The 25,145-nt window shown below is 62.4% G+C and carries 22 protein-coding genes; 10 read left to right on the plus strand and 12 right to left on the minus strand.

Features of this window, described 5'->3' with window-relative positions:
- Window positions 1–421: 421 nt before the first annotated feature.
- The 9 genes from msrQ to mrcB all read right to left on the minus strand — a co-directional run bounded on the left by msrQ (window position 422) and on the right by mrcB (window position 10,298).
- A complete protein-coding gene (gene msrQ / locus ACLEJP_RS23600) occupies window positions 422–1,033 on the minus strand; it encodes a protein-methionine-sulfoxide reductase heme-binding subunit MsrQ (protein WP_440810413.1) in 612 nt (203 codons plus the stop codon).
- Window positions 1,033–2,046, minus strand: coding sequence for a protein-methionine-sulfoxide reductase catalytic subunit MsrP (gene msrP / locus ACLEJP_RS23605; RefSeq protein ID WP_440810415.1), 1,014 nt, complete (start codon window positions 2,044–2,046; stop codon window positions 1,033–1,035). The genes msrQ and msrP overlap by 1 nt, the downstream gene beginning before the upstream one ends.
- Before the next feature lie 79 nt (window positions 2,047–2,125).
- Window positions 2,126–2,977: a CDP-diacylglycerol--serine O-phosphatidyltransferase gene (gene pssA / locus ACLEJP_RS23610; RefSeq protein ID WP_170032690.1), complete on the minus strand. Its 852-nt coding sequence runs from the start codon at window positions 2,975–2,977 to the stop codon at window positions 2,126–2,128.
- Between the two features lie 149 nt (window positions 2,978–3,126).
- Window positions 3,127–4,143: a ketol-acid reductoisomerase gene (ilvC, locus tag ACLEJP_RS23615; protein WP_013974255.1), complete on the minus strand. Its 1,017-nt coding sequence runs from the start codon at window positions 4,141–4,143 to the stop codon at window positions 3,127–3,129.
- 56 nt (window positions 4,144–4,199) lie between these two features.
- Window positions 4,200–4,691 (minus strand): acetolactate synthase small subunit, encoded by a 492-nt coding sequence (gene ilvN / locus ACLEJP_RS23620; protein ID WP_003250040.1) that lies wholly within the window; start codon window positions 4,689–4,691, stop codon window positions 4,200–4,202.
- A 1-nt stretch (window position 4,692) separates the two neighbouring features.
- The gene (locus tag ACLEJP_RS23625; RefSeq protein WP_170032692.1) at window positions 4,693–6,417 is read right to left on the minus strand and encodes an acetolactate synthase 3 large subunit; all 1,725 of its coding nucleotides are present in this window, start codon (window positions 6,415–6,417) and stop codon (window positions 4,693–4,695) included.
- A gap of 408 nt (window positions 6,418–6,825) precedes the next feature.
- On the minus strand, window positions 6,826–7,158 hold the full coding sequence (locus ACLEJP_RS23630; RefSeq protein ID WP_296231395.1) for a YqcC family protein: 333 nt from the start codon (window positions 7,156–7,158) through the stop codon (window positions 6,826–6,828).
- A complete protein-coding gene (locus tag ACLEJP_RS23635) occupies window positions 7,158–7,949 on the minus strand; it encodes a tetratricopeptide repeat protein (protein WP_440810419.1) in 792 nt (263 codons plus the stop codon). Before ACLEJP_RS23635 ends, ACLEJP_RS23630 begins: the two co-directional genes overlap by 1 nt.
- Window positions 7,950–7,976: 27 nt before the next feature.
- Window positions 7,977–10,298: a penicillin-binding protein 1B gene (mrcB, locus tag ACLEJP_RS23640; RefSeq protein WP_440810421.1), complete on the minus strand. Its 2,322-nt coding sequence runs from the start codon at window positions 10,296–10,298 to the stop codon at window positions 7,977–7,979.
- 114 nt (window positions 10,299–10,412) lie between these two features.
- On the opposite strand from mrcB, the gene ACLEJP_RS23645 reads away from it, so the two are divergent.
- Window positions 10,413–11,975, plus strand: coding sequence for an AAA family ATPase (locus ACLEJP_RS23645; protein WP_440810423.1), 1,563 nt, complete (start codon window positions 10,413–10,415; stop codon window positions 11,973–11,975).
- 237 nt (window positions 11,976–12,212) lie between these two features.
- The gene (locus tag ACLEJP_RS23650) at window positions 12,213–12,491 is read left to right on the plus strand and encodes a TfoX/Sxy family protein (protein WP_170032702.1); all 279 of its coding nucleotides are present in this window, start codon (window positions 12,213–12,215) and stop codon (window positions 12,489–12,491) included.
- Between the two features lie 178 nt (window positions 12,492–12,669).
- Here ACLEJP_RS23650 and ACLEJP_RS23655 read toward each other — a convergent pair whose 3' ends face one another.
- On the minus strand, window positions 12,670–13,554 hold the full coding sequence (locus ACLEJP_RS23655; RefSeq protein ID WP_440810425.1) for a ChaN family lipoprotein: 885 nt from the start codon (window positions 13,552–13,554) through the stop codon (window positions 12,670–12,672).
- Window positions 13,555–13,730: 176 nt separating this feature from the next.
- On the opposite strand from ACLEJP_RS23655, the gene ACLEJP_RS23660 reads away from it, so the two are divergent.
- Complete coding sequence (locus ACLEJP_RS23660) at window positions 13,731–14,048, plus strand: Rieske (2Fe-2S) protein (protein ID WP_440810427.1); 318 nt, start codon at window positions 13,731–13,733, stop codon at window positions 14,046–14,048.
- Here the strand turns inward: ACLEJP_RS23660 and sfsA are convergent.
- Both sfsA and ACLEJP_RS23670 read right to left on the minus strand, forming a co-directional pair.
- The gene (sfsA, locus tag ACLEJP_RS23665; protein ID WP_440810429.1) at window positions 14,038–14,751 is read right to left on the minus strand and encodes a DNA/RNA nuclease SfsA; all 714 of its coding nucleotides are present in this window, start codon (window positions 14,749–14,751) and stop codon (window positions 14,038–14,040) included. The two genes, ACLEJP_RS23660 and sfsA, sit on opposite strands and share 11 nt — an antisense overlap.
- Window positions 14,751–15,923, minus strand: a complete 1,173-nt coding sequence (locus tag ACLEJP_RS23670) for a pyridoxal phosphate-dependent aminotransferase (protein ID WP_440810431.1) — start codon at window positions 15,921–15,923, stop codon at window positions 14,751–14,753. Before ACLEJP_RS23670 ends, sfsA begins: the two co-directional genes overlap by 1 nt.
- 211 nt (window positions 15,924–16,134) lie before the next feature.
- Here ACLEJP_RS23670 and dksA point away from each other — a divergent pair, with 211 nt between their 5' ends.
- From dksA to folK, 7 genes are all read left to right on the plus strand, one after another.
- Entirely contained in the window at window positions 16,135–16,578 is a 444-nt protein-coding gene (dksA, locus tag ACLEJP_RS23675) for an RNA polymerase-binding protein DksA (protein WP_046613112.1), read from the plus strand.
- 63 nt (window positions 16,579–16,641) lie between these two features.
- Complete coding sequence (gene gluQRS / locus ACLEJP_RS23680) at window positions 16,642–17,529, plus strand: tRNA glutamyl-Q(34) synthetase GluQRS (protein ID WP_440810462.1); 888 nt, start codon at window positions 16,642–16,644, stop codon at window positions 17,527–17,529.
- Between the two features lie 245 nt (window positions 17,530–17,774).
- The gene (locus tag ACLEJP_RS23685) at window positions 17,775–17,951 is read left to right on the plus strand and encodes a hypothetical protein (protein ID WP_003250005.1); all 177 of its coding nucleotides are present in this window, start codon (window positions 17,775–17,777) and stop codon (window positions 17,949–17,951) included.
- Window positions 17,935–20,910: a sensor histidine kinase gene (locus tag ACLEJP_RS23690; protein WP_440810433.1), complete on the plus strand. Its 2,976-nt coding sequence runs from the start codon at window positions 17,935–17,937 to the stop codon at window positions 20,908–20,910. The genes ACLEJP_RS23685 and ACLEJP_RS23690 overlap by 17 nt, the downstream gene beginning before the upstream one ends.
- Before the next feature lie 4 nt (window positions 20,911–20,914).
- The gene (locus tag ACLEJP_RS23695) at window positions 20,915–22,354 is read left to right on the plus strand and encodes a sigma-54-dependent transcriptional regulator (RefSeq protein ID WP_289134814.1); all 1,440 of its coding nucleotides are present in this window, start codon (window positions 20,915–20,917) and stop codon (window positions 22,352–22,354) included.
- Window positions 22,355–23,194: 840 nt separating this feature from the next.
- Entirely contained in the window at window positions 23,195–24,583 is a 1,389-nt protein-coding gene (locus ACLEJP_RS23700; protein ID WP_440810435.1) for a polynucleotide adenylyltransferase PcnB, read from the plus strand.
- Complete coding sequence (gene folK, locus ACLEJP_RS23705; RefSeq protein WP_440810437.1) at window positions 24,580–25,059, plus strand: 2-amino-4-hydroxy-6-hydroxymethyldihydropteridine diphosphokinase; 480 nt, start codon at window positions 24,580–24,582, stop codon at window positions 25,057–25,059. The genes ACLEJP_RS23700 and folK overlap by 4 nt, the downstream gene beginning before the upstream one ends.
- Window positions 25,060–25,145: the final 86 nt, after the last annotated feature.

The following is a 25,145-nucleotide window of genomic DNA, read 5'->3' on the forward strand; positions in this document are numbered from 1 at the left end:
CGCGAGAAACTCGTTTAGCTTCAAACACTTGACTCGCTGCGATCTCTCGTAGCGGGAGGCGAATCATACAGCGTTTAAAACCGCTGTCAACCTTCATCTCAACCGCTGCCGATCATGCGACCGTAGCCTTTTCAGCTTCTTCGCCACTACTTAACTCATTGATTAACAAGGAGTTTTTCGTTCCGATGTCGCTGGAAGTGGGGCGCATTATAAGGGGATTCGGAGAGGGGTCAAGGGTTAATTTCAAGAAATTGCAATATACGCAAAAAAGACCGTATCAAGGCTGCCAAGTGCCCGCCACGACGCATTCAGCGCCTATGCGATCGAGTGCCGCGCGGGCGGCGCTCGATTTTGTCGGCGCTGCAAGGGTTGTGGCGGACACTTCTGAAAACCAACTCAGCTTCAAGACAACCCCCAACCCTCAAACCGCCCTCCCCTGCCTCCGGGCAATCTTGGGCAACACCCGCGAAACCACAGGCACCCGCAGCACCATCAACACAACACCTATAAGCGCATAGATCACCCACTCCCGCAGATCCGACCGAACGATCCACAAGAAATGCAGCAACCCCAACCCAAGCACGCCATACACCAACCTGTGCAGCTTCTTCCACCGCGCCCCCATTCGCCGCTGACTATACCGGTTCGAGGTAGCCGCCAAGGCCAGCAACCCGAGGAACCCCAATGCGCCCACAATAATGTATGGCCGCTTGCGTAGCTCCACCGCCAGCTGCCCCCAATCCAGCCCGAGGATAAAGAACAGATACGCCAGGATATGCAGCACGATATAGGCAAACACCCACAACCCCAGCTGTCGGCGCACCACGACCCAACCCGGCCAGCCCGTCAGCTTCTGCAGCGGCGTCATGCTCAAGGTAACCAGCAGGAAGGTCAGCGCCCCAAGCCCGAGGCGGTCCATCAGGATCTTGCCCGGGTCCGGCCCCAGCAGATTCAGCGCGGCCTCATACAACCACCAGGCCGGGAACAGGCACCCCACGATGAAGATGGCCAGACGCAACCAGGGGTAACGCATCAATAGTTCTTCCGCAGATCGAGCCCGGTATACAGCGACGCCACTTCATGGGCATAGCCATTGAACATCTGGGTTTCCCGCACATTGGGGCTGAACAGCCCGCTGGGCAACCGCCGCTCACGCGCCTGGCTCCAGCGTGGGTGATCGACCGACGGGTTCACATTGGCGTAGAAGCCATACTCGTCCGGCGCCAGGCCTTGCCAGGTAGTACCAGGTTGCTCAGCCACCAGGCTGATACGCACGATCGACTTGATACTCTTGAACCCGTACTTCCACGGTACTACCAAGCGCAATGGCGCGCCATTCTGGTTGGGCAGTTCGCGGCCATACATGCCCACCGCCAGGATCGCCAACGGGTGCATCGCCTCATCCAGGCGCAAGCCTTCCCTGTAGGGCCAGTCGATCAAGGCGAAACCCGAACGCTGCCCGGGCATGTGCTCCGGGTCCTTCAAGGTTTCGAAGCGTACATAGCGCGCCCTGGAAGTCGGCTCGACCTGCTTGAGTACCTGTGCCAACGGAAAGCCCAGCCATGGGATGACCATCGACCATGCCTCTACGCAGCGCAGCCGGTAGATGCGCTCCTCAAGCTGGTACGGTTTGACGAAGTCTTCCAGCGCATAGCGCCCGGGCCTACCCACTTCGCCATCGACCACAACGCTCCACGGTTCGGTTTTCAGGCTGTCGCCATTGGCCGCCGGGTCACCCTTGTCTGGCCCGAACTCGTAGAAGTTGTTGTAGTGGGTCGCATCCTTGAACGGGGTGATTGCCTCGTCCTTGACCGTTACCGCCTGCCACTGTGTGGCAGCAAGCTTGTCGGCAAACCAGGCTGGCGCGCGCCCGGCCTGTACATCGGCATAACGCGAGACCTCGGCCGCGCCGACCCTGCCGGGCAACGCCCCCAGGGCCAGAGCCGCCAGGGAACCGCCCATCAGGGCACGCCGGGAAAGATAGAGGCTTTCAGGGGTGATCTCCGATGCCTTGCATTCGGAAGACCTGGATAGCTTGATGAGCATGGGCGGCTCCATAGCACTGGATAGCGGATGTACCAGTGAGACTATGGAGCCGAAGGGTTATTCCAACATTAACGGGCTGTCAGGCTTTACGCCGACGCCCCTTCAGCAGGAACTGGATCGGTCCCGAAGCCGCATAGGCGAGGAAGATCAACAGCAGGATGCGCGGCGGGTCGCTGAACACCACGGCAAACACCAGCACCACGGCCAGGATCGCCACAAACGGCACACGGCCCTTGAGGTCCAGTTCCTTGAAGCTGTTGTACTTGATGTTGCTGACCATCAGCATGCCGGCAGCAGCCACTAGCAGCGCCACCAGGAACGACAGCTTGGAACCCTGGATGCCGTAGTCGCTGAACGCCCATACGGTACCCGCCACCACGCCTGCAGCGGCCGGGCTGGCCAGACCGATGAAGTAGCGCTTGTCAGCAGTACCGACCTGGGTATTGAAACGTGCCAGACGCAACGCCGCACCCGCCACATAGATGAAGGCGACCATCCAGCCAACCTTGCCCATGTCGCCCAGCGCCCAGCCGAAGGCCAGCAAGGCCGGGGCCACACCAAAGGCGACCATGTCCGACAGCGAGTCGTACTCGGCACCGAAGGCGCTCTGGGTATTGGTCATGCGCGCGACACGGCCATCCAGGCCGTCGAGCACCATGGCCACGAAGATGGCGATGGCAGCGAAGGCAAAGTACTTGCTCGCCTCGCGCGGGTCACCGGCACTGAGGGCGCTCTGCGCACTCATCGAGCTGATGATGGAATAGAAACCGGCAAACAGGTTGGCGGTGGTAAACAGGTTGGGCAGCAGATAGATGCCACGGTGGCGCACCTTGCGCCCTTCGGCGTCATGCCCTTCTTCAACGTGCTCATCGACAGGTAGCAGGCTTTCGGCGTCGGAGGGCTTGTTCGGCTCTTCGGGACGTTCGCTCATGGAGGGTACCTTGCAACAGGATGGAAAATGTTCGACACGGGCCCGCAAGACAGGTTCTAACAGCCGGCCACTGGTCTGCTTTATACCAGAAGCCAGCTGCCAGAACGAAAAAACGCGGCCGAAGCCGCGTTTTTCATCCTTCGACAGACTCAGTTCTTGGTCTTGTCGACGATCTTGTTGGCCGAGATCCATGGCATCATCGAACGCAGCTGCTCGCCGATGATTTCGATGCCGTGAGCGGCGTTGTTGCGGCGCTTGGCGGTCATCGATGGGTAGTTGGTAGCACCTTCGGAGATGAACATCTTCGCGTACTCGCCGTCCTGGATGCGCTTCAGGGCATTGCGCATGGCCTTGCGGGATTCTTCGTTGATGACTTCCGGACCGGTAACGTACTCACCGTACTCGGCGTTGTTGGAGATCGAGTAGTTCATGTTGGCGATGCCGCCTTCGTACATGAGGTCAACGATCAGCTTCAGCTCGTGCAGGCACTCGAAGTAGGCCATTTCCGGCGCGTAGCCAGCTTCGACCAGGGTTTCGAAACCGGCTTTGACCAGCTCAACGGTACCACCGCACAGTACAGCCTGCTCGCCGAACAGGTCGGTTTCGGTCTCGTCCTTGAAGGTGGTTTCGATGATGCCGGTACGGCCGCCACCCACGCCCGAGGCGTAGGACAGGGCGACGTTCTTGGCGTTGCCCGAAGCGTCCTGGTAGATAGCGATCAGGTCAGGAATGCCGCCGCCTTTGACGAACTCGGAGCGAACGGTGTGGCCCGGGGCCTTCGGCGCGATCATGATCACGTCGAGGTCGGCACGCGGAACCACCTGGTTGTAGTGGATCGAGAAGCCGTGGGAGAAGGCCAGGGTGGCGCCCTTCTTGATGTTCGGCTCGATTTCCTGCTTGTACAGCTGGCCCTGGAATTCGTCCGGGGTCAGGATCATGACCAGGTCGGCGGCAGCGACGGCGGAGGCAACGTCGGTCACTTTCAGGCCGTGGGCTTCTGCCTTGGCAACGGTGGCCGAACCTTTACGCAGACCGATGGTGACATCCACACCGGAGTCCTTCAGGTTGCACGCCTGAGCGTGACCCTGGGAACCGTAACCGATGATGGCGACTTTCTTACCCTGGATGATGGAAAGGTCGCAGTCTTTATCGTAGAAAACTTTCATGAAAATACCCCTGGTTATATCTCGGCCCCTGCGGAGCCATCGCTAATTTGTGGAATTCAGATGCTGAGCACTTTGTCGCCACGGGCAATGCCGGTAACGCCGCTGCGCACGGTTTCGAGAATCGATGCGGTGCCGATCGCCTGGATGAAGCTGTCCAGTTTGTCGCTGGTACCGCTCAGCTGCACGGTGTACACGCTGGCGGTCACATCGACAATCTGGCCACGGAAGATATCCGTGGTGCGCTTGATCTCGGCGCGCTGGGCACCGGTGGCCTTGACCTTGACCAGCATCAGTTCACGCTCGATGTGAGCGCTTTCCGACAGGTCGACAAGCTTGACCACTTCGACCAGCTTGTTCAGGTTCTTGGTGATCTGCTCGATCACTTCGTCATGGCCAACGGTGGTCAGCGTCAGACGCGACAGGGTCGGGTCTTCGGTCGGCGCCACGGTCAGGCTTTCAATGTTGTAGTTACGCTGGGAGAACAGGCCGACCACGCGGGACAACGCACCAGGTTCGTTTTCCAGCAGCAGGGAAATGATGTGCCGCATATCAGGTACGCTCCGTCTTGCTCAGCCACATGTCACGCATCGAGCCATCCTTGATCTGCATCGGATAGACGTGCTCGCTGCGGTCAACCGCGATGTCGATGAACACCAGGCGGTCCTTCATCGCAAACGCTTCTTCCAGCTTCGGCTTGAGGTCCTTCAGGCTGGTGATGCGGATACCCACATGGCCATAGGCCTCGGCCAGCTTGATGAAGTCAGGCAGCGACTCGACATACGAGTGCGAGTGACGACCGTTGTAGGACATGTCCTGCCACTGGCGGACCATGCCCAGCACACCGTTGTTCAGGTTGACGATCTTCACCGGCAGGCCGTACTGCATGCAGGTGGACAGCTCCTGGATGTTCATCTGGATGCTGCCTTCGCCAGTCACGCAGGCCACGTCCTGGTCCGGGAAGTTGAGCTTGACGCCCATCGCCGCCGGGAAGCCGAAGCCCATCGTGCCCAGGCCACCGGAGTTGATCCAGCGGTTTGGCTTGTTGAAACGGTAGTACTGCGCCGCGAACATCTGGTGCTGGCCGACGTCGGAAGTGACGAAGGCGTCGCCATGGGTCACTTCGCACAAGGTCTCGATGACCTTCTGCGGCTTGATGACGTTGCCGTCGCCCTTGTCGTACGGGAACAGCTCGCCATTGCCACGCCATTCATCGATCTGCTTCCACCAGGCATCCAGCGCCGCCTTGTCAGGCTGCTCGCCGATTTCCTTGAGGATACCGAGCATCTCGCTGAGGACGCTGTCAACCGGACCGACGATCGGCACGTCGGCCTTGATCATCTTGGAGATCGACGCCGGGTCGATGTCGATGTGGATGATCTTGGCGTTCGGGCAGAACTTGGCCGGGCCGTTCACCACGCGGTCGTCGAAACGGGCGCCGACGGCAAAGATGACATCGGCATGGTGCATGGCCATGTTGGCAGTGAAGCTGCCGTGCATGCCGAGCATGCCGAGGAACTGGCGGTCGGTACCCGGGAAGCCACCGAGGCCCATCAGGGTATTGGTGACCGGCAGGTTCAGCGATTTGGCAATTTCGGTCAGGGCTTCGGAACCGCCACCGAGAATCACGCCACCGCCGGAGTACACCACCGGGCGCTTGGCCGCCAGCAGCATCTCCGCAGCCTTGCGGATCTGTCCGGAATGACCGCGAACGGCCGGGCTGTAGGAACGCAGCTTGACCTTTTTCGGGTAGACGTATTCGAACTTCTCGGCCGGGTTGGTCATATCTTTCGGAATGTCGACCACGACCGGACCTGGGCGACCGGATTGCGCCAGGTAGAATGCTTTTTTCAGAACTTCCGGGATTTCGCTGGCATGTTTGATCATGAAGCTGTGCTTCACGATCGGCCGCGAAATGCCGATCATGTCGGTTTCCTGGAAGGCATCGGTACCGACCATGGTGCTGGGCACCTGACCGGACAGGATGACCATCGGGATCGAGTCCATGTAGGCAGTGGCAATACCGGTAATGGCATTGGTCGCACCAGGCCCGGAAGTTACCAGTACCACGCCGGCCTTGCCGGTGGCACGGGCGTAGCCGTCCGCCATATGGGTAGCCGCCTGCTCATGACGAACCAGGATGTGCTCGACTTCCGGTTCCTTGAACAGCGCGTCGTAAACATGCAGGAGAGCACCACCAGGGTACCCGTAGATGTGCTTAACGCCTTCGTCACGCAAGAAGCGGACGACCATCTCAGCGCCAGATAAAAGCTCCACGTTGTTCACCTCTAAAACGCCAGAATACCGCCCTCACTGGACGGGTCTTAATAGGTTTACTGCCAAGCAGAGCATGAGCGAACGTCAGCACTGACTGAGCAAGTATTGGGAGCGCCCCAGAGTGTTGCGGGGTTTTCCCACCCAGCGCGAGGTAACGCGTTGCGGGGTGTAACAGGTCGGCGCGGGTGTGCGCCTCATGATCTGCTTAGCGGGTCTGCTTCTGGCAGTCCCTCTACAGCGGAGATTGGATTCTTCTGATTCGGCGCCAACAAGTCAAGAAAAATTATTGCCAATTTTTCGCCAAGATGAATTCCTGCCACCACTAAAAATCGCTTCAGCAGCAGAATTAATAAGATTTCCACAAAAAAGGGCCACAATCTGCGGCCCTTGAAGGAAAAACTGAAGAAATCAGGCTGAAGGAGCAATCAATTGATCGAAAGCTGCCAACAGGCGCCGAAGCTCGCGGCTTTGTTCCGGACGGTCGGTAAATACGGTTTCGGCCATGACCAGGATGCCAGAGGCATTGGGCAGCGGGTGGCCCAGCTCGATGATGATCTTCATGCGCGGCAGGAATATCCATTGCAGCCATTGCTCGAAGCTGAGGGTATCGACGGCGAACGGCACAGTGCTGGCCAGTGCCTCGTCGCTTGGCGCCTCGGCATCCCACCAACCCTGCACCTGCAGCTCACGCTCGATCAGCATCAGATGGTCGGCAATATCCAGGATGCGTTGCTCGATCATCACGAATTGACCCGAGCCTTTTGCCGGGCCAGCGCAGCACCAGCGCTGTCACCCTGCTTTTCGCGGGCCTGGGCGATGGTGTTCCACAGCTCGGCCTGCAAGCTCGGGCGGCCGTTGGCGTAAGTCAGGGCGCGACGCGCCAGTTGCTCGGCCTGTGGCGCGTCACCTTGCGACAGGCGCACCTGGGCCAGGCGGTACAGCACCTGCGGCTCGCGCGGGGCAATGCGCTGGGCACGTTCCAGGCTGGAAGCAGCACCGTTGAAGTCACCGCTACCCTGCTGCGACTGCGCAGTAGTCAGCAGTGCCAGTACCGGGCCATCCAGTTGCTCATCTGCCGACAGCCCGCCTGCAGCGGCACCGCTACGCGGGATACCGGTCGGGGCGCTGGTGCTTTGCGGGGCGCTGTTCATCGCGGCGATGTCGAACGGTTCGTCGGCGATCGGGTTCGGATTGGTGGTCATAGGCGCCGAACTGACCGGGCCGGTTGTGATCGGCCCCGGCGTGATCGGCGAGGTGCTGATCGGTGCCGAGCCGTTGGCCGCCGGGAATGTCTGGATGCCGGAGGCACCCGCACCCTGCGGGATCATCACGGTGACGCCAGAGTCCTCGGGCAGCGTTTGCGCTTGCGCGGTACCCGCGTTATAGCCACCCGCCGAGCGGTTGGCCGTGACGCGTTCGCTATTGGACACGCGGGTGCTCGAGTCGACCACCGGAATATTGCCGCGCGGGACACTGGCGCACCCCTGGAGCACAGCCAGCGCCGTCACGGCAGGAAACAGCCACTTGTTCACGTCACACCTCTTCAATGCAGCCTGTGCTTAATTCATCCAGCCCTTGACCCAGTCCATGACCGATTCAACCGGATCCTGCTCGCCGCCACAGGTCGCACCGGCGGGCGGTTCACTCCCGCGAATATACGGCATCTGCACTGCGCCCGGACAGCTGCCATCAGAACCATGGCCACTGTATGGGTCAATCCACGCCTGCACCACGTTGTCCGGTTGCGGCATGTCCAACGGCAGCGGGTCGGCCTTCTTCATGAAGCTGGTCCACACCTGCAGGGCACCGGTAGCGCCGGTAAATGGCGTTTTGCCGTTGTCGTCACGGCCCATCCATACCACGGCCAGCAGGTCCTGGCTGAAACCGGAGAACCAGCTGTCACGCGAGTCGTTGCTGGTACCGGTCTTGCCCGCCAGGGTCAGCGTGCGCGGCAAGGTGTTGTATACCGAGCGGCCGGTACCTTCGCGCATTACCCGCTGCATGGCGTTCTGCACCAGGTAGATGGCGCCCGGGTCGAAGGTCTGCTGGATCTGGAACGGGTAGCGCTTGAGCGGCTCGCCCTCGGCGGTGAGCACGCTGCGGATACCGCGCATCGGCGTATTGAAGCCGCCGTTGGCGATGGTCTGGTACATGGTCGCCACCTGCATTGGCGACATGCCGCCAGCGCCCAGCAGCATGGCCGGGAAGGCTGGCCAGTCGACATTCACGCCCAGCCGGCCGATGGTCTTGATCACGTTCGGCACGCCCACTTCCAGGCCGATCTTGGCGGTCGACAGGTTGTAGGAGTTGGCCAGCCCCTGGTACAGGTAGATGGTGCCATGCGGGCGGCGGTCATAGTTCTGCGGGCGCCAGACCTGGCCGTCGGCGCCTTTGACCGAGAAGGGCTCGTCCTGCACCCAGCTGGTCAGCGTGTACTTGCTCGGTTGCTCCAGCGCGGTCAGGTAAACCGCCGGCTTGACCAGCGAGCCGATCGGGCGCACGGCATCGATGGCGCGGTTGAAGCCAGCAAAACCGGCCTGGCGGCTGCCGATCAGCGCCTGCACTTCACCGGTTTCCGGGTTGGTCACGACCATCGCCGACTCGACTTCGTCAGCCCCCTTGCGACCTGCCAGGCGCTTGAAGGTCTCGCTCATCGAGGCTTCGGCCTTCATCTGCAGGATCGGGTCGAAACTGGTGAAGATGCGCAGGCCCTCTTCGGTCAGGTCTTCGTCGCGGTAGTCCTGGCGCAGCTGACGCTTGACCAGGTCAAGGAATGCCGGGAACGAGCTGTCAGCCAGGCTGCCGCGCTTGGTCACGCCCAGCGGCATCTTTTTCGCCGCATCCACTTCCGCCTGGCTCGCCACGCCCTGTTCGGCCACCAGGTCGAGCACCAGGTTGCGGCGCGCAAGGGCACGGTCGGGGTAGCGTCGCGGGTTGTAGTAGGACGGGCCTTTGACCATGCCCACCAGCAAGGCGATCTGGTGCAGTTTCAGCTCCGACAGCGGCTGGCTGAAGAAAAACTGGCTGGCCAGGCCGAAGCCGTGCACCGCACGCTGACCATCCTGGCCGACGAACACCTCGTTGAGGTAGGCCTCGAGGATTTCGCGCTTGTCGTAATGCAGCTCCAGCAGCACGGCCATCATGGCCTCGGTCAGTTTGCGGCTGAGGCTGCGCTCGCTGGTGAGGTAGAAGTTCTTCACCAACTGCTGGGTCAGGGTACTGCCGCCCTGGCGCATCGAGCCGGCTGACGTGTTGACCCAGAGGGCGCGGGCGATCGATTTGGGCGACACCCCGAAGTGGCTATAGAAATCGCGGTCTTCGGTGGCCACCAGGGTTTCGAGCAGGTACTTGGGCACCTGGTCGATCTTGATCAGAATGCGGTCTTCAAGGTTTTTCGGGTAGATGCCGCCGATCATCAGCGGCTCCAGGCGCACCACATCGAGCGCCTTGCCGTTGGCTCCGGACAGGCCTGCAACGTAGTCGCCGGAGAAGCGCACCCGCACGAACTGTGCTGGCTCCATGCCCTCGTAGAACTGGAAGCCGCGGGTGTTGAGGTCGACCGTATTGCCGTTGACCGACGCCGCACCGGGGCCATTCGCAGCGTTTTCACGGCGATAGCCGAGCGCATCCAGCTCGGTGAGGAAGTCGTCCTTGCTCAGCTTCTGCCCGGTGAACAGCTCCAGCGGCCGGGCGTACACCTTGGCCGGGATGGTCCAGCGCTTGCCGGAGAACTTTTCCTGGACGACGGCATCGAGGTAAACCGCGAAGCCGGCAACGATCACCAGGCCGACCAGGCTGAGCTTCAAGGCCCAGCCCAGCCAGGCGCGGGAGCGGCCGGTCGGGCGTTTCTGAGGGGTGCGGGGGTTTCGGGTTCGAGTCATGGCGGCGGATTATACGCACTTTATAAAGGCTGGGCAGACGGCCCGGCGGTAGGCAGGGGCGGCACCATTGACCATAATGGCGCATTCGAATTCCCTGCCCCGGAAGGATTTCCCGTGAGCCAAGCCCTTATCACCGCGCTGCAGAACCCTGCCCTGTACCCTCACCCCGTGGAGGAGTTCCAGCTGATCGAGACGCATATCTCCTGGGTTCTGCTCACCGGCGAGTATGCCTACAAGATCAAGAAGCCGATGAACTTCGGCTTCCTCGACTTCACCAGCCTGGATCAGCGCCAGCACTTCTGTAACGAAGAATTGCGCCTGAACCAGCGCCTGACCGACGGCCTGTACCTGGAAGTGCTGCCGATTACCGGTAGCGTCGAGGCGCCGCAGATCGGTGGCGCAGGCGAAGCCATCGAATACGTGCTGAAGATGCGCCAGTTCCCCCAGGGGCAGATGCTCAATACCCTGCAGGCCAATGGCGAACTGAACGCCGCGCATGTCGACCAGATGGCCCGGCAGATCGCCGAATTCCACTTGCAGGCGCCCCGTGTGCCGGTGGAGCACCCCCTGGGCACGCCGGACAGCGTGATGGCGCCCGTGGAGCAGAACTTCGAGCAGATTCGCCCGTTCCTCAGCGACAAGGCCGACCTGCAGCAGCTTGACGCCCTGCAGGCTTGGGCACGCAGCAGCTTCGAGCGCCTGCATGGCCTGCTGGAAAAGCGCAAGGCCAACGGTTTCATTCGCGAATGCCACGGTGACATCCACCTCGGCAACGCGACGCTGATCGATGGCAAGGTGGTGATCTTCGACTGCATCGAGTTCAACGAACCGTTCCGCCTCACCGACGTCTACGCCGACACCGCTTTCCTGGCCATGGACCTGGAAGACCGCGGCCTGAAATGCCTGGCCCGGCGCTTCATCAGCCAGTACCTGGAACTGACCGGCGATTACGAAGGCCTGGAACTGCTCAACTTCTACAAGGCCTACCGCGCGCTGGTACGGGCCAAGGTGGCGCTATTCAGCATGCCGGCCAATGCCGATGGCGTGCAGCGTGCGACCACCCTGCGCACCTACCGCAACTACGCCAACCTGGCAGAAAGCTACAGTGCCATCCCGTCGCGCCTGCTGGCCATTACCCATGGGGTTTCGGCGGTAGGCAAAAGCCACGTGGCCATGCGCATGGTCGAGGCCCTCGGCGCGGTCCGGGTACGCTCGGACGTTGAGCGCAAGCGCCTGTTCGGCGAGCAGCAGCAGGCCGATGCGGGCCAGCTGAGTTCAGGCATCTATGCCCAGGACGCCAGTGCCGCTACCTACCAGCGCCTGCACGAGGTGGCGGCAACCATTCTGCGTGCCGGCTTCCCGGTAGTGCTGGATGCCACCTACCTCAAGCGCGAGCAGCGCCAGGCAGCAGCCGATGTCGCCAGCCAGACCGGTGTGCCGTTCCTGATCCTCGACTGCCATGCACCGGACGCGGTCATTGCCAGCTGGCTGGGGCAGCGCCAGACAGAGCAGAACGACCCATCGGATGCCACCCTCGACGTGATCAAGGCCCAACAGGCCAGCCGTGAGCCACTGGATGCGCAAGAGCTGGCACAGAGCAAACGCGTCGATACCCAGGATGCCGGTAGCATGGACCAGGTGATCGAGCAGATTCGCCAGCGCTTGCCTGGGCTGTAGGTTCAGCGCTTTCCCGTGGGGGCCTCTTCGCGGGCTTGCCCGCTCCCACAGGTACAGCACAGGCCCTGAAAGCTGTGCCGCACCTGTGGGAGCGGGCAAGCCCGCGAAGAGGCCCCCAGGTCATCTCGTCGCCCTCAATGGCAAAAGGCCGCGCATTTTCCAACCCCCGCTACACTCCTCTCTGACCTGCTCGCGATTTATCCCCCATGACCCGTTCAGCCATCGCAAGGAGGCTCGATGAACGATGAATTGCAGCATCTGAAGAACCTTGGCAAGACCTCTGCGCAGTGGCTGCATGCAGCGGGCATCCACAGTGCATCGGATCTGCGACGCCTGGGCGCGGTGGGCGCGTACCAGGCCGTGAAGACGCGAGGGTTCCGCGCATCGAAGGTGCTGCTGTATGCCATTGAAGGCGCGCTTCTGGACATGCACTGGAACGATTTGCCGCTAGAACGCAAGGAAGCGCTCAACCAGCAGCTGGACGCAAAATGCCCGCCGCAAAAAAATCCGAAATAATCGTGGGAAAGGGATTGACCTCGAAATGAGAATCGTTATGATTATCACAACTGGTCGCGAGACTGGTTGGATAAGCTAAGAGACCTTGGTTCGGACTCTCAGATTATCTCCTCATCAGGCTAATCACGGTTATTGACCCGGCAGTTTGCCGGGTCTTTTTTTGCCAGGCGTGTGGGCATCAGCGTTGTAATTGGGCGCAGTAGTCCTGCGCCGGCAGTGCCGCCGTATACCATACGTAATCCGCTTGCCCCGCCTCGACCTGCTCACCCGCCTCAGCCAACAGTAAAACCCTGCTGCTACCCTGCGCACCCAAGTCAGCCAGATGCAACGGCACGCCCAGGTCCTTGCGCACATGATAGGCACCGGCAAACAACAAAGCTGGCTGCGGTGCCGCTAACAGGCGCTCGGCCATTCGCCGGTCGCGCTGCTGCTGCACGGCCAACATTGCGGGCAACTGGCTGTCCGGAAGCATCCCGCAATGGCCGGCGCGCACCTGTTGCAGCAACGCGGCCTTGACCGCTGGTGCATTCGACCGCTCGCCAACCAGCGATGCCGGTTGCCGATACGCCTGGCGCATCTGGCCGGGGGACAGGTTGGCAGCCAGCAAAGGAATGCGTTGCTGCAACGCCTCGGTGACGATTGGCCCGTACATCTGCCAGTCCCAACCGTCCTGCCAGGCCAGCGCCTGTGGCAGATCGGCCGGCACGGGTTGCCCCGCGAGCCGGTCCAGCAGCGGTTGCTGCTCGGGCTGCAGCATTTCCAGCAGCAGGCTGCCTTGGGCACGCTGGGCCTGCAGCGCCCGCAACAGCCACAGTTGCAGGGCATGGTGGTCGGGGTTGTCGTGTTTCTCACCGACCAGTACCCGCGGCGCAACAGCCAGGCGTTCTACCAGTTGCTCTGGGTTGAGCAGTTGCCCGCTGGCAAGCTCGACGATATGCCCCAGCTCGGGATGGGCGCGCCCTTCACTGCTTTGCCAGGCTGGCAGCGCTGGCAGGCTGGCCTGGCAACCGCCAAGGGCCAACGCGAGGCATAACGAGAAACCTGACAACAGCGGATGGCGCATGTGCGATACCTCTCTGTCACTCACGATGGATCTGGCCGGTGCCGAGAAAGCGGACGTCTGGTAGCCTGCGGCGAAACTGCGCAGCACAGGCAGCCAGGCACAGCGAATGCAGGTAACCTGATGGACATCCACACTGGCGGGTCAAGCCATCACTTGTTTCACGAGTCGTCGTTGCCATGCACTTCCTTTGTACTTCCCAGAGCCTTGTCGAAGGCCAGAGTCGCGCCTTCAGTGTAGAAGGCGTCGAGTTGTTCGGCGTGCGCCGTCTGGGCCAGGTTTACCTTTACCGCAACCGTTGCCCGCACCGCGGCATACCCCTGAACTGGGCGCCAGATGCCTTCCTCGATGACAGCGCCAGCCTGATTCACTGCGCCCACCACGGCGCCTTGTTCCTCATCGAAAGTGGTGAGTGCGTGGCCGGGCCTTGCGAAGGCGAGTCACTTGAGGCCCTTGGCTGCCACGAAGACAGCCAAGGTATCTGGTTCAAGGCGTAAGCAGCACCGGCAGGCGGCGATCGATGACGATGCCCTCCGGGTTCAGGCGGGTGCCGTAAGCCAGCACTTCCACGCCATCGGCCACGGCATCGCGCAGTGCCTGGGCATAGGCCGCATCGATTTCCTCGGCCGGGCGCACTGCATCGACACCGGTCAGGTTGACGCAATACAGCTGCACCGCCCGCACGCCCTGCCGGGCCAGCTTGGCCAGTTCACGCAGGTGCTTGGCGCCGCGCTGGGTCACCGCATCGGGAAAAGCCGCGACCGAGCTGTCGGGATAGCCAAGGGTCACGCTCTTGACCTCGACATAAGCCGGGGCACCATTGAGCTCCAGGCGAAAATCGATGCGGCTGCCTTCTTCGCCGTAGGCCACTTCCCGCCTGAGTGCAGTAAAGCCTGCCAGTTCGGCGATGGTGCCGGCATGCAAGGCTTCTTCGACCAGCGCATTGGCCCGCCCGGTGTTCACGCAGGCCAGCCGCCCTTGCGGGGTTTCGCTGATTTCCCAGGTACCTGGCAGCTTGCGCTTGGGGTCGTTGGAGCGGCTGAACCATACCTCCCCGCCTTCACGCATGCAGTTCAGCATCGAGCCGGTGTTAGGGCAATGAATGGTCATCTGCTCGCCGCCCACCATTTCGATATCGGCGAGAAAACGTTTGTAGCGGCGCAGCAGGCGACCTTTTTCCAGTGACGGCGAAAATCGCATCAGCCTTGCCAGCTCCGCAAGCCGCGGGCAATGCGCTGTACCGCTTGTTCCAGGCGCGGCAGGCTCTGGGTGTAGGCAAAGCGCACATGGTGCCCGGCCAGATGCCGACCGAAATCCAGACCCGGTGTGAAGGCGATGTGCTCGGTCTCCAGGAAGTGCCGGCAGAAAGCGAACGCGTCACCGCCAAAGGCACTGATGTCGGCGTAAAGGTAGAACGCCCCCTGCGGTTCAACGGCAATCCGGAAGCCCAGTTCGCGCAGGGCGGGCAACAGGTAGTCGCGACGGCGGGCGAACTCGGCGCGGCGCGCTTCGAAAATGGCCAGGGTCTCGGGCTGGAAACACGCCAACGCAGCGTGCTGGGCCATGCTCGGCGCGCTGATGTACAGGTTTTGCGCCAGCTTTTCCAGGTCTGCCACGGCGCCCGGCGGCGCTACCAGCCAGCCGAGGCGCCACCCGGTCATGCCGAAATACTTGGAAAAACTATTCAGCACGAAGGCCGAGTCATCCACTTCCAGCACGCTGGGTGCATCCATGCCATAGGTCAGGCCGTGATAGATCTCGTCCACCACCAGGTGGCCGTGGCGCTCCCGGGTAGCTCTGGACAGGCTGGCCAGTTCGTCTCTGCCCAGCACGGTGCCGGTCGGGTTGGCTGGCGAGGCAACCAGGGCGCCGACGGTGTCCTTGTCCCAATGGCGCTGCACCAGGTCGGCGGTCAGCTGGTAATTGACCTCCGGGCCCACCGGCACCAGTTGTGCCCCGCCTTCGACCAGGCGCAGGAAGTGCCGGTTGCACGGGTAACCCGGATCGGCCAGCAGCCAGTGTTTGCCCGGGTCAACCAGCAAGCTGCTGGCCAGCAGCAGTGCACCGGAGCCGCCCGGCGTAATGAGGATGCGTTCCGGGTCGACACTCAGGCCGTAGCGCTGGCCATAGAAACCGGCAATCGCCTCGCGCAATGCCGGCAGGCCGCGGGCGGCGGTATAACGGGTGTGCCCGGCGGCGAGTGCCGCCTGGCCAGCAGCGACGATCGGTGCCGCCGTGGTGAAGTCCGGCTCGCCGATTTCCAGGTGGATCACGTCGTGCCCGGCCGCCTGCAGCTCGTTGGCCCGGGCCAGCAGCGCCATGACATGGAAGGGTTCGATGGCGCGGCTGCGCGCACTGTAAGGGTGGGCCATGACCTTCTCTCAATAGGGTCTAAACTGGAGATTCTACCTCTGCAAGCGATCGAACGTACCGCTCAGGCCGGTGTCAATCAGCAAGATCGGGCGGGGTAGCGCACCCCCGATCTAATCTGGTAAGTTCGGCGGCTCGCAGTCGCAGGGCCGGCGGGTGCCGGAGATGGAGCAGCCTGCGCATTGGATCAGATGAGTGAGAGGCGGTCTATTCATGTCCACCGTAGAAAAGCAAAAAGCCCAGACCATGTACGGTGTCGAGCCCTACGTAGAAACCAAGGGTGAAGAGTACATGGGCGAGCCCATGAAACAGCACTTCACCAAGCTTCTCGGCGCCTGGAAGCGAGACTTGATGGAAAGTGTCGACCGCACTGTGGACCATATGAAGGACGAGGCAGCCAACTTCCCCGACCCGGCCGACCGCGCCAGCCAGGAAGAAGAATTCGCCCTGGAGCTGCGTAACCGCGATCGCGAGCGCAAGCTGATCAAGAAGATCGACAAGACCCTCGAAAAGATCAAGGCCGACGAGTACGGCTGGTGCGAATCGTGCGGCATCGAGATCGGCCTGCGTCGCCTGGAAGCCCGTCCTACTGCGGACCTGTGCTTCGACTGCAAGGAAATCGCCGAGAAAAAGGAAAAGACGGTCGGCAAAGGCTGATCCTTCTTCCATCCGGACGGGGCGCATCATGCGCCCCGTTTCATTTTCATGCCCAGCCTGACCATGACCGATACCCGTTACATCGGGCGTTTCGCCCCCACCCCGAGCGGCTTCCTGCACTTCGGCTCGCTGGTCGCCGCCCTCGCCTCCTGGCTCGATGCCCGCGCTGTAAATGGCCGCTGGCTGCTGCGCATGGAGGATACCGACCCGCCCCGGGAAATGCCCGGTGCCCGCGATGCCATCCTGCAGACGCTGGAGCGCTATGGCCTGGAGTGGGATGGCGAAGTGGTGTTCCAGAGCCAGCGCCACGACGCCTACGCCGCTGTGGTCGACCGCCTGTTCAACATGGGCCTGGCTTATGCCTGCACCTGCTCACGCAAGCAGCTGGAGGGTTACAACGGCATCTACCCCGGGTTTTGTCGCAACGCCGGGCATGCGCGTGAAGGCGCGGCGATCCGCTTGCGGGTGCCGGAGCTGATCTATCGCTTTACCGACCGGGTACAGGGCGAGTTCCAGCAGCACCTGGGCCGTGAGGTAGGGGATTTCGTCATCCAGCGCCGCGACGGGCTGTATGCCTACCAGCTGGCAGTAGTACTGGATGATGCCTGGCAAGGTGTTACCGACATCGTGCGCGGCGCCGACCTGCTCGACAACACCCCGCGCCAGCTGTACCTGCAAGAGTTGCTGGGCTTTTCGCAACCGCGCTACCTGCATATACCACTGATCGTGCAGCCGGACGGGCACAAGTTGGGCAAATCGTACCGTTCGCCGCCGCTGCAGGCGGAGCAGGCGACACCGCTGTTGTTGCGGGCGCTGCGGGCGCTGGGGCAGGAGACCGATCCCGAGCTGTTGCTGGCGACGCCGGCCGAAGTGCTGGCGGTGGCTCGCAAACAGTGGCAGCCCGAGGCGATTGCGCAGCGGACCACGGTGCCAGAGGCTGATTTGCGCTGAGGCATTACCGGCCTCTTCGCGGGCACGCCCGCTCCCACAGGAACTACACCACCTTCAAGATTTGTGGTTTACCTGTGCGAGCGGGCGCGCCCGCGAAGAGCCCGGCACAGGCAACCCACCCCGCAAAAACAAAAGCCTAATAAATTCAACCCCTTGGCGAACCCCCTGGATTCCCGCTAGCATCCCCCCCGCCATTTGCGCCAATAATAAGTCCAAGCCCGCAGCGCCCAACCATCGAGGCCAGCATGTACATCTATCGTTTGGTCCTGCTTCTGGTCGTGGGGATCTACCTGTTCTCCCCGGCCATCATGGACTGGTGGATCGAACCGACCGGAGCCTGGTACCGCCCTTACCTGCTCTGGCTGATCCTGATCGTCGTCACCTTCATCCTGCAGAGCCAACGAGATGCCGATGAGCTTTAGCCTGACCCAGATGATCCTGATCAGCGCCGCGTACCTGATGGTGCTGTTCGGCGTGGCCTGGATCAGCGAGCGGGGCCTGATCCCGCGTTCGATCATTCGCCATCCGCTGACCTACACCCTGTCGCTGGGCGTGTACGCCAGTGCCTGGGCCTTCTATGGCTCGGTCGGCCTGGCCTACCAGTATGGCTACGGCTTCCTCGCCTGTTACCTGGGGGTGTCCGGCGCGTTCCTGCTGGCACCGGTGCTGCTCTACCCGATCCTCAAGATCACCCGCACCTACCAGCTGTCATCGCTGGCCGACCTGCTGGCGTTTCGCTTCCGCAGTACCTGGGCCGGCGCGCTGACCACGATTTTCATGCTGATCGGCGTGCTGCCCTTGCTGGCCCTGCAGATCCAGGCGGTGGCCGACTCGATCAGCATCCTCACCGGCGAACCGGTCAAGGCCCGGGTGGCCTTCGCCTTCTGTACCCTGATCATCCTGTTCACCATCTTCTTCGGTTCGCGGCACATCGCCACGCGCGAGAAACACGAAGGGCTGGTCTTCGCCATCGCCTTCGAGTCGGTGATCAAGCTGCTGGCGCTGGGCGGCATTGGCCTGTATGCGCTGTATGGTGTGTTTGGCGGCCCGCACCAGCTGGAGGTGTGGCTGCTGCAGAACCAGACCGCCCTGGCCGCCCTGCATACCCCGCTGCAGGAAGGGCCATGGCGCACCTTGCTGCTGGTGTTCTTCGCCTCGGCCATCGTCATGCCGCACATGTACCACATGGCCTTCACCGAAAACCTCAACCCGCGTTCGCTGGTCAGTGCCAGCTGGGGCCTGCCGCTATTCCTGCTGCTGATGAGCCTGGCCGTGCCGCTGGTGCTATGGGCCGGCCTGCGCCTGGGCGCCAGCACCAACCCCGAGTATTTCACCCTGGGCCTGGGAATTGCCGCCAACAACCAGGCACTGGCGCTGCTGGCCTACATCGGCGGGCTGTCGGCCGCCAGCGGGCTGATCATCGTCACCACCCTGGCACTGTCCGGCATGGCCCTCAACCACCTGGTGCTGCCGCTGTACCAGCCGCCGGCCGAAGGCAACATCTACCGTTGGCTGAAGTGGACCCGCCGCGCGCTGATCGTCGCCATCATCACCGCCGGCTTCATGTTCTACCTGACCCAGAACAACCACCAGAGCCTGGCCAACCTGGGCATCGTCGCCTTCGTCGCCACCTTGCAGTTCCTGCCTGGCGTGCTGTCGGTGCTGTACTGGCCCACCGCCAACCGCCGCGGTTTCATCGCCGGCCTGCTCGCCGGCACCCTGGTGTGGATGGTGACCATGCTGCTGCCGCTATTGGGCAACCTGCAAGGTTTCTACATTCCGCTGCTGGACATGATCTATGTGCTGGACGACACCAGCTGGCACATGGCAGCGATCGCCTCGCTGGCGGCCAACGTGCTGCTGTTCACCCTGATCTCGCTGTTCACCAACGCCAGTAGCGAGGAAGTCAGCGCAGCCGAGGCCTGCGCGGTGGACAATGTGCGCCGCCCGCAACGCCGCGAGCTGCACGCCGCCTCGCCGCAGGAGTTCGCCACCCAGCTGGCCAAGCCACTGGGTGCCAAGGCCGCACAGAAGGAAGTGGAACAGGCCCTGCGCGACCTTTATCTGCCGTTCGACGAACGCCGCCCCTATGCCTTGCGCCGCCTGCGCGACCGCATCGAGGCCAACCTGTCCGGCCTGATGGGCCCCAGTGTGGCGCAGGACATGGTCGAGACCTTCCTGCCGTACAAGTCTGGTAACGAAAACTACGTGACCGAGGACATCCACTTCATCGAAAGCCGCCTGGAAGACTACCATTCGCGCCTGACCGGCCTGGCGGCCGAGCTCGATGCCCTGCGCCGCTACCACCGCCAGACCCTGCAAGAGCTGCCAATGGGCGTCTGCTCGCTGGCCAAGGACCAGGAAATCCTGATGTGGAACAAGGCCATGGAGGAGCTCACCGGCATCGCCGCCAAGCACGTGGTCGGCTCACGCCTGGTTACCATCGACGAACCCTGGCGCGGCCTGCTGCAAGGGTTCATCAACGTGCCGGACGAACACCTGCACAAGCAGCGCCTGGCGCTGGATGGCCAGCCGCGCTGGCTGAACCTGCACAAGGCGGCCATCGACGAGCCATTGGCACCGGGCAACAGCGGCCTGGTGCTACTGGTCGAGGACCTTACCGAAACCCAGGCGCTGGAAGACAAGCTGGTGCATTCCGAACGCCTGGCCAGCATTGGCCGCCTGGCTGCCGGCGTGGCCCACGAGATCGGCAACCCGATCACCGGCATTGCCTGCCTGGCGCAGAACCTGCGCGAGGAGCGTGAGGGCGACGGCGAGATCATCGAACTGTCCAGCCAGATTCTGGAACAGACCAAGCGGGTTTCGCGCATCGTGCAGTCGCTGATGAGCTTCGCCCATGCCGGCGGCAGCCACCAGAACAGCGAAGAGCCCGTATGCCTGGCCGAAGTGGCGCAGGATGCCATTGGTCTGCTGGCGTTGAACCGGCGCAATTTCGAAGTACAGTTCTTCAACCTCTGCGACCCTGAGCACTGGGTCGAGGGGGACCCGCAGCGCCTGGCCCAGGTGCTGATCAACCTGCTCTCCAACGCCCGCGACGCCTCGCCACCCGGCAGCGCCGTGCGCGTGCGCAGCGAGGTCAACGAACACACCGTCGACCTGATCGTCGAGGACGAGGGCAGCGGGATTCCGAAGAACATCATGGACCGCCTGTTCGAACCCTTCTTCACCACCAAGGACCCGGGCGAAGGAACCGGACTGGGGCTCGCTCTGGTCTATTCCATCGTGGAAGAGCATTATGGGCAAATCACCATCGACAGCCCGGCCGATATCGAACGGCAGCGTGGCACCCGGATCCGCGTGACCCTGCCCCGGCATGTCGTAGCGACGTCCCCTGAAATTCGAGACCGTCGAGAGAATTGAATCAATGCCGCACATTCTGATCGTCGAAGACGAAACCATCATCCGCTCGGCCTTGCGTCGCCTGCTCGAGCGGAACCAGTACCAGGTCAGCGAAGCCGGCTCGGTGCAGGAAGCCCAGGAACGCTTCAGCATTGCCACCTTCGACCTGATCGTCAGCGACCTGCGCCTGCCAGGCGCACCCGGCACCGAACTGATCAAGCTCGGCCAAGGTACCCCGGTACTGATCATGACCAGCTATGCCAGCCTGCGCTCGGCGGTGGACTCGATGAAAATGGGCGCGGTGGACTACATCGCCAAGCCCTTCGACCATGACGAGATGCTCCAGGCCGTGGCACGTATCCTGCGCGACCGGCAGAACGCCCCGGCCGCCGCACCGGTTGCCGAGCCGCGCGCCAGTAATGGCAAGGCGGCCCCCGCCGACAAGGGCAGCGCCCCGGCCAATGGCGAGATCGGCATCATCGGTTCCTGCCCCCCGATGCAGGATATGTACAGCAAGATCCGCAAGGTCGCGCCCACTGACTCCAACGTGCTGATCCAGGGCGAGTCGGGTACCGGCAAGGAGCTGGTGGCCCGCGCCCTGCACAACCTGTCGCGCCGGGCCAAGGCGCCGATGATCTCGGTGAACTGCGCGGCCATCCCGGAAACGCTGATCGAGTCCGAACTGTTCGGCCACGAGAAAGGCGCGTTCACCGGCGCCAGTGCCGGGCGGGCGGGCCTGGTGGAAGCGGCTGACGGCGGAACCCTGTTCCTCGACGAAATCGGCGAACTACCGCTGGAAGCCCAGGCCCGCCTGCTGCGCGTGCTGCAGGAAGGCGAAATCCGCCGGGTTGGCTCGGTGCAGTCGCAAAAGGTCGATGTGCGCCTGATTGCCGCAACCCACCGCGACCTGAAGAACCTGGCCAAGGCCGGCCAGTTCCGTGAAGACCTGTATTACCGCCTGCACGTGATCGCCCTGAAACTGCCTGCCCTGCGCGAGCGCGGCAGCGACGTCAACGAGATTGCCAGCGCCTTCCTGGCCCGCCAGAGCGCGCGTATCGGCCGTGACGACCTGCATTTCTCTGCCGAAGCCGAACAGGCCATCCGTCATTACAGCTGGCCGGGGAACGTGCGGGAGCTGGAAAACGCCGTTGAACGCGCGGTCATCCTCAGCGAGAGTGCAGAAATTTCCGCTGACCTGCTGGGCATCGATATCGAACTGAGCGACCTGGAAGAGGACGAGATCCTTGACAACGCCCTGGCCGTGGCCAGCGCCTCCAACGCCAGCCATGAACCGACCGAAGACCTGTCGCTGGAGGACTACTTCCAGCACTTCGTGCTCGAGCACCAGGACCACATGACCGAAACCGAGCTGGCCCGCAAGCTCGGGGTCAGCCGCAAATGCCTGTGGGAACGCCGCCAGCGCCTCGGCATTCCGCGACGCAAGAGCAACGCTACCAGCGAATAACCGACCTGCCCGGGGCAGGAGGTTCCTCCTGCCCCTGTCTACAAACTCTCCGGCCCTTTCGCGGGCACGCCCGCTCCCACAGGAATTTCACTGCCCTAGAGGGTGGCAACTCCTGTGGGAGCGGGCGTGCCCGCGAAAGGGCCGGCAAAACCAGCGCACACACCCCAGGTAACACATCAGACCCCACGGAAATCTGTTACCCGGCCTTGACCGCCGTAACAGTTCCCGAGGCGTACGGTAACGAAATTTCCACATTTTCAGCCGGCGAAAGAGGTCACCGATGTCGCAAGCCCCTGTTTTTACTGGGTTTCAAAAAGTTGGCACGGCACCTGCTATATGTCTGGTACAAGAACAATAACAAGCACTGCAACCTAGAATAAGAACAAGACGAAACGGCTCACGCACAATAAAAACAAGACGGCGGAGGCGCAGCTAACTGATTCTTTTGGAGAGGATGCGTGTTTGGGGCTTGCCCCACGACCAGGCAGAGAACAACAAAAACTGCACTGAAAAGCAGCGCCTGAACTGGTTGGATCGACAGGTCAACGTGACATCAGCGGCCAAAGCAATCCGTTTGCTCTTAACCCCTGGCTTGGGGGTCGTCCACAAGCTTCGAGATTTGTGGGCAGGGCACTCAACAAAAACAAGAAGCCCAGCAGAAAAACAATAAGAGCACGCAACGACTTCTTGGGGAGCTTAGGCTCCCCTTGTCGTTTCTACCGTCCTGGCAGGCATCCTGCTACCCGCCTACACCATTCCTTGAGTAAATGCTAGAATCCCCGCCCATCATGCGGCCATTCTCCTATTCTTGGCCGAACATTCCTTCAAACAGTGCATCCCATGCTGAAGAAGCTGTTCCAGTCGTTCCGCCCGCCCGTACCGGGCCCGCATCACAGGCGTACCACACCTGAGGTGATCAACAAGAGCCAGCATTCGCTGCAGCGCCACCAGTTCAGCCGCCACGCGGTGAGCATCGTGGAACGCCTGCAGAGCGCCGGCTACCAGGCTTACCTGGTCGGTGGCTGCGTCCGCGACCTGATGCTTGGCATCACCCCCAAAGACTTTGACGTCGCCACCAGTGCCACCCCCGAGCAGGTCCGCGCCGAGTTCCGCAATGCGCGCATCATCGGCCGCCGCTTCAAGCTGGTGCACGTGCATTTCGGCCGCGAAATCATCGAAGTCGCCACCTTCCGCGCCCACCATTCGGAGGACGACCAGGGTGACAGCCACCGCTCGTCGCACAATGCCAGTGGCCGCATCCTGCGGGACAACGTGTACGGCACCCTGGAAGAAGACGCGCAACGCCGCGACTTCACCATCAACGCCCTGTACTACGACCCGGTCAGCGAGCGCATCCTCGACTATGCCAATGGCGTGCACGATATCCGCAACCGCCTGCTGCGCCTGATCGGTGACCCGACCCACCGCTACCAGGAAGACCCGGTGCGCATGCTGCGCGCGGTACGCTTTGCCGCCAAGCTCGATTTCGGTATCGAAAAGCACACGGTGCAGCCGGTGCGTGAACTGGCCCCACTGCTGCGCGAAATTCCGCCGGCGCGCCTGTTCGAGGAAAGCCTCAAGCTGTTCCTGTCGGGCCAGGGCGCCATCGCCTTCGAGATGCTGGTCGACTTGCAGCTGTTCGAACCGCTGTTCCCGGCCAGTGCGCATGCGCTGGACGAACGCCCGACCTACACCCATACCCTGATCAGCCAGGCGCTGCACAACACCGACCTGCGCGTGAAGCAAGGCAAACCGGTAACTCCGGCGTTCCTTTTCGCCGCGCTGCTGTGGCCAGCCTTGCCGGCCCGCGTGTTGCACCTGCAAGCCCAAGGCGTGCCGCCCATCCCGGCCATGAACGGTGCAGCCCACGACCTGATCGCCGAACAGTGCGCACGCATCGCCATCCCCAAGCGCTTCACCCTGCCGATCCGCGAGATCTGGGACATGCAGGAACGTCTGCCGCGACGCAGCGGCAAGCGCGCCGATGTGCTGCTGGACAACCCGCGTTTCCGCGCCGGTTATGACTTCCTGCTGCTGCGCGAGAGCGCCGGGGAAGAAACCGACGAGCTCGGCCAGTGGTGGACCGATTACCAGGATGCCAATGACAGCGAGCGCCGCGAGATGATCCGCGAGCTGGGCAGCCGCGACGAAGGCAGCGGTGCCGGCCCGCGCAAACGCAAACGCAGCGGCGGCAAGCGCAAGCGCGGCGGCGATGAGGCATTCGAGTGACCACCCGCGCCTATATCGGCCTGGGCAGCAACCTGGATGCACCGGCCGAGCAGCTGCGCAATGCCCTGCAGGCGCTCGACCAGGTAGAAAGTACGCGCCTGGTGGCGGCTTCGGCCCTGTATACCAGTGACTCACTGCTGCCAGGGCAGCCGCGCTACACCAATGCCGTCGCCGCCCTGGATACCGCCCTGCCGCCCTTGGCCCTGCTCGATGCACTGCAGGCCATCGAGAATGACCAGGGTCGCGTGCGCAAGGAACGCTGGGGCCCACGCACGCTGGATCTGGACATCCTGCTGTTCGGCGACCAGGTGCTCGATGAGCCACGCCTGAAAGTGCCGCACTACCACATGCACGCCCGGCCTTTCGTGTTGTACCCGCTGGCCGAACTGGTACCGGGCGATTTCCGCCTGGCCGACGGCCGCGCCCTCGCGCAACTGCTCGAAGCGTGCCCGTTCGTCGGTCTCGAACGCCTGTAAACCGGGCGTTCCAGCCGTGCACAGCGGCGCGGTAACGCCAGTAACACCCTGAACGTAACAATGCGGTAACAGGGTCATTGACTTCC

Source organism: Pseudomonas sp. SMV7, assembly GCF_052041995.1.
Classification (GTDB): Bacteria; Pseudomonadota; Gammaproteobacteria; order Pseudomonadales; family Pseudomonadaceae; genus Aquipseudomonas.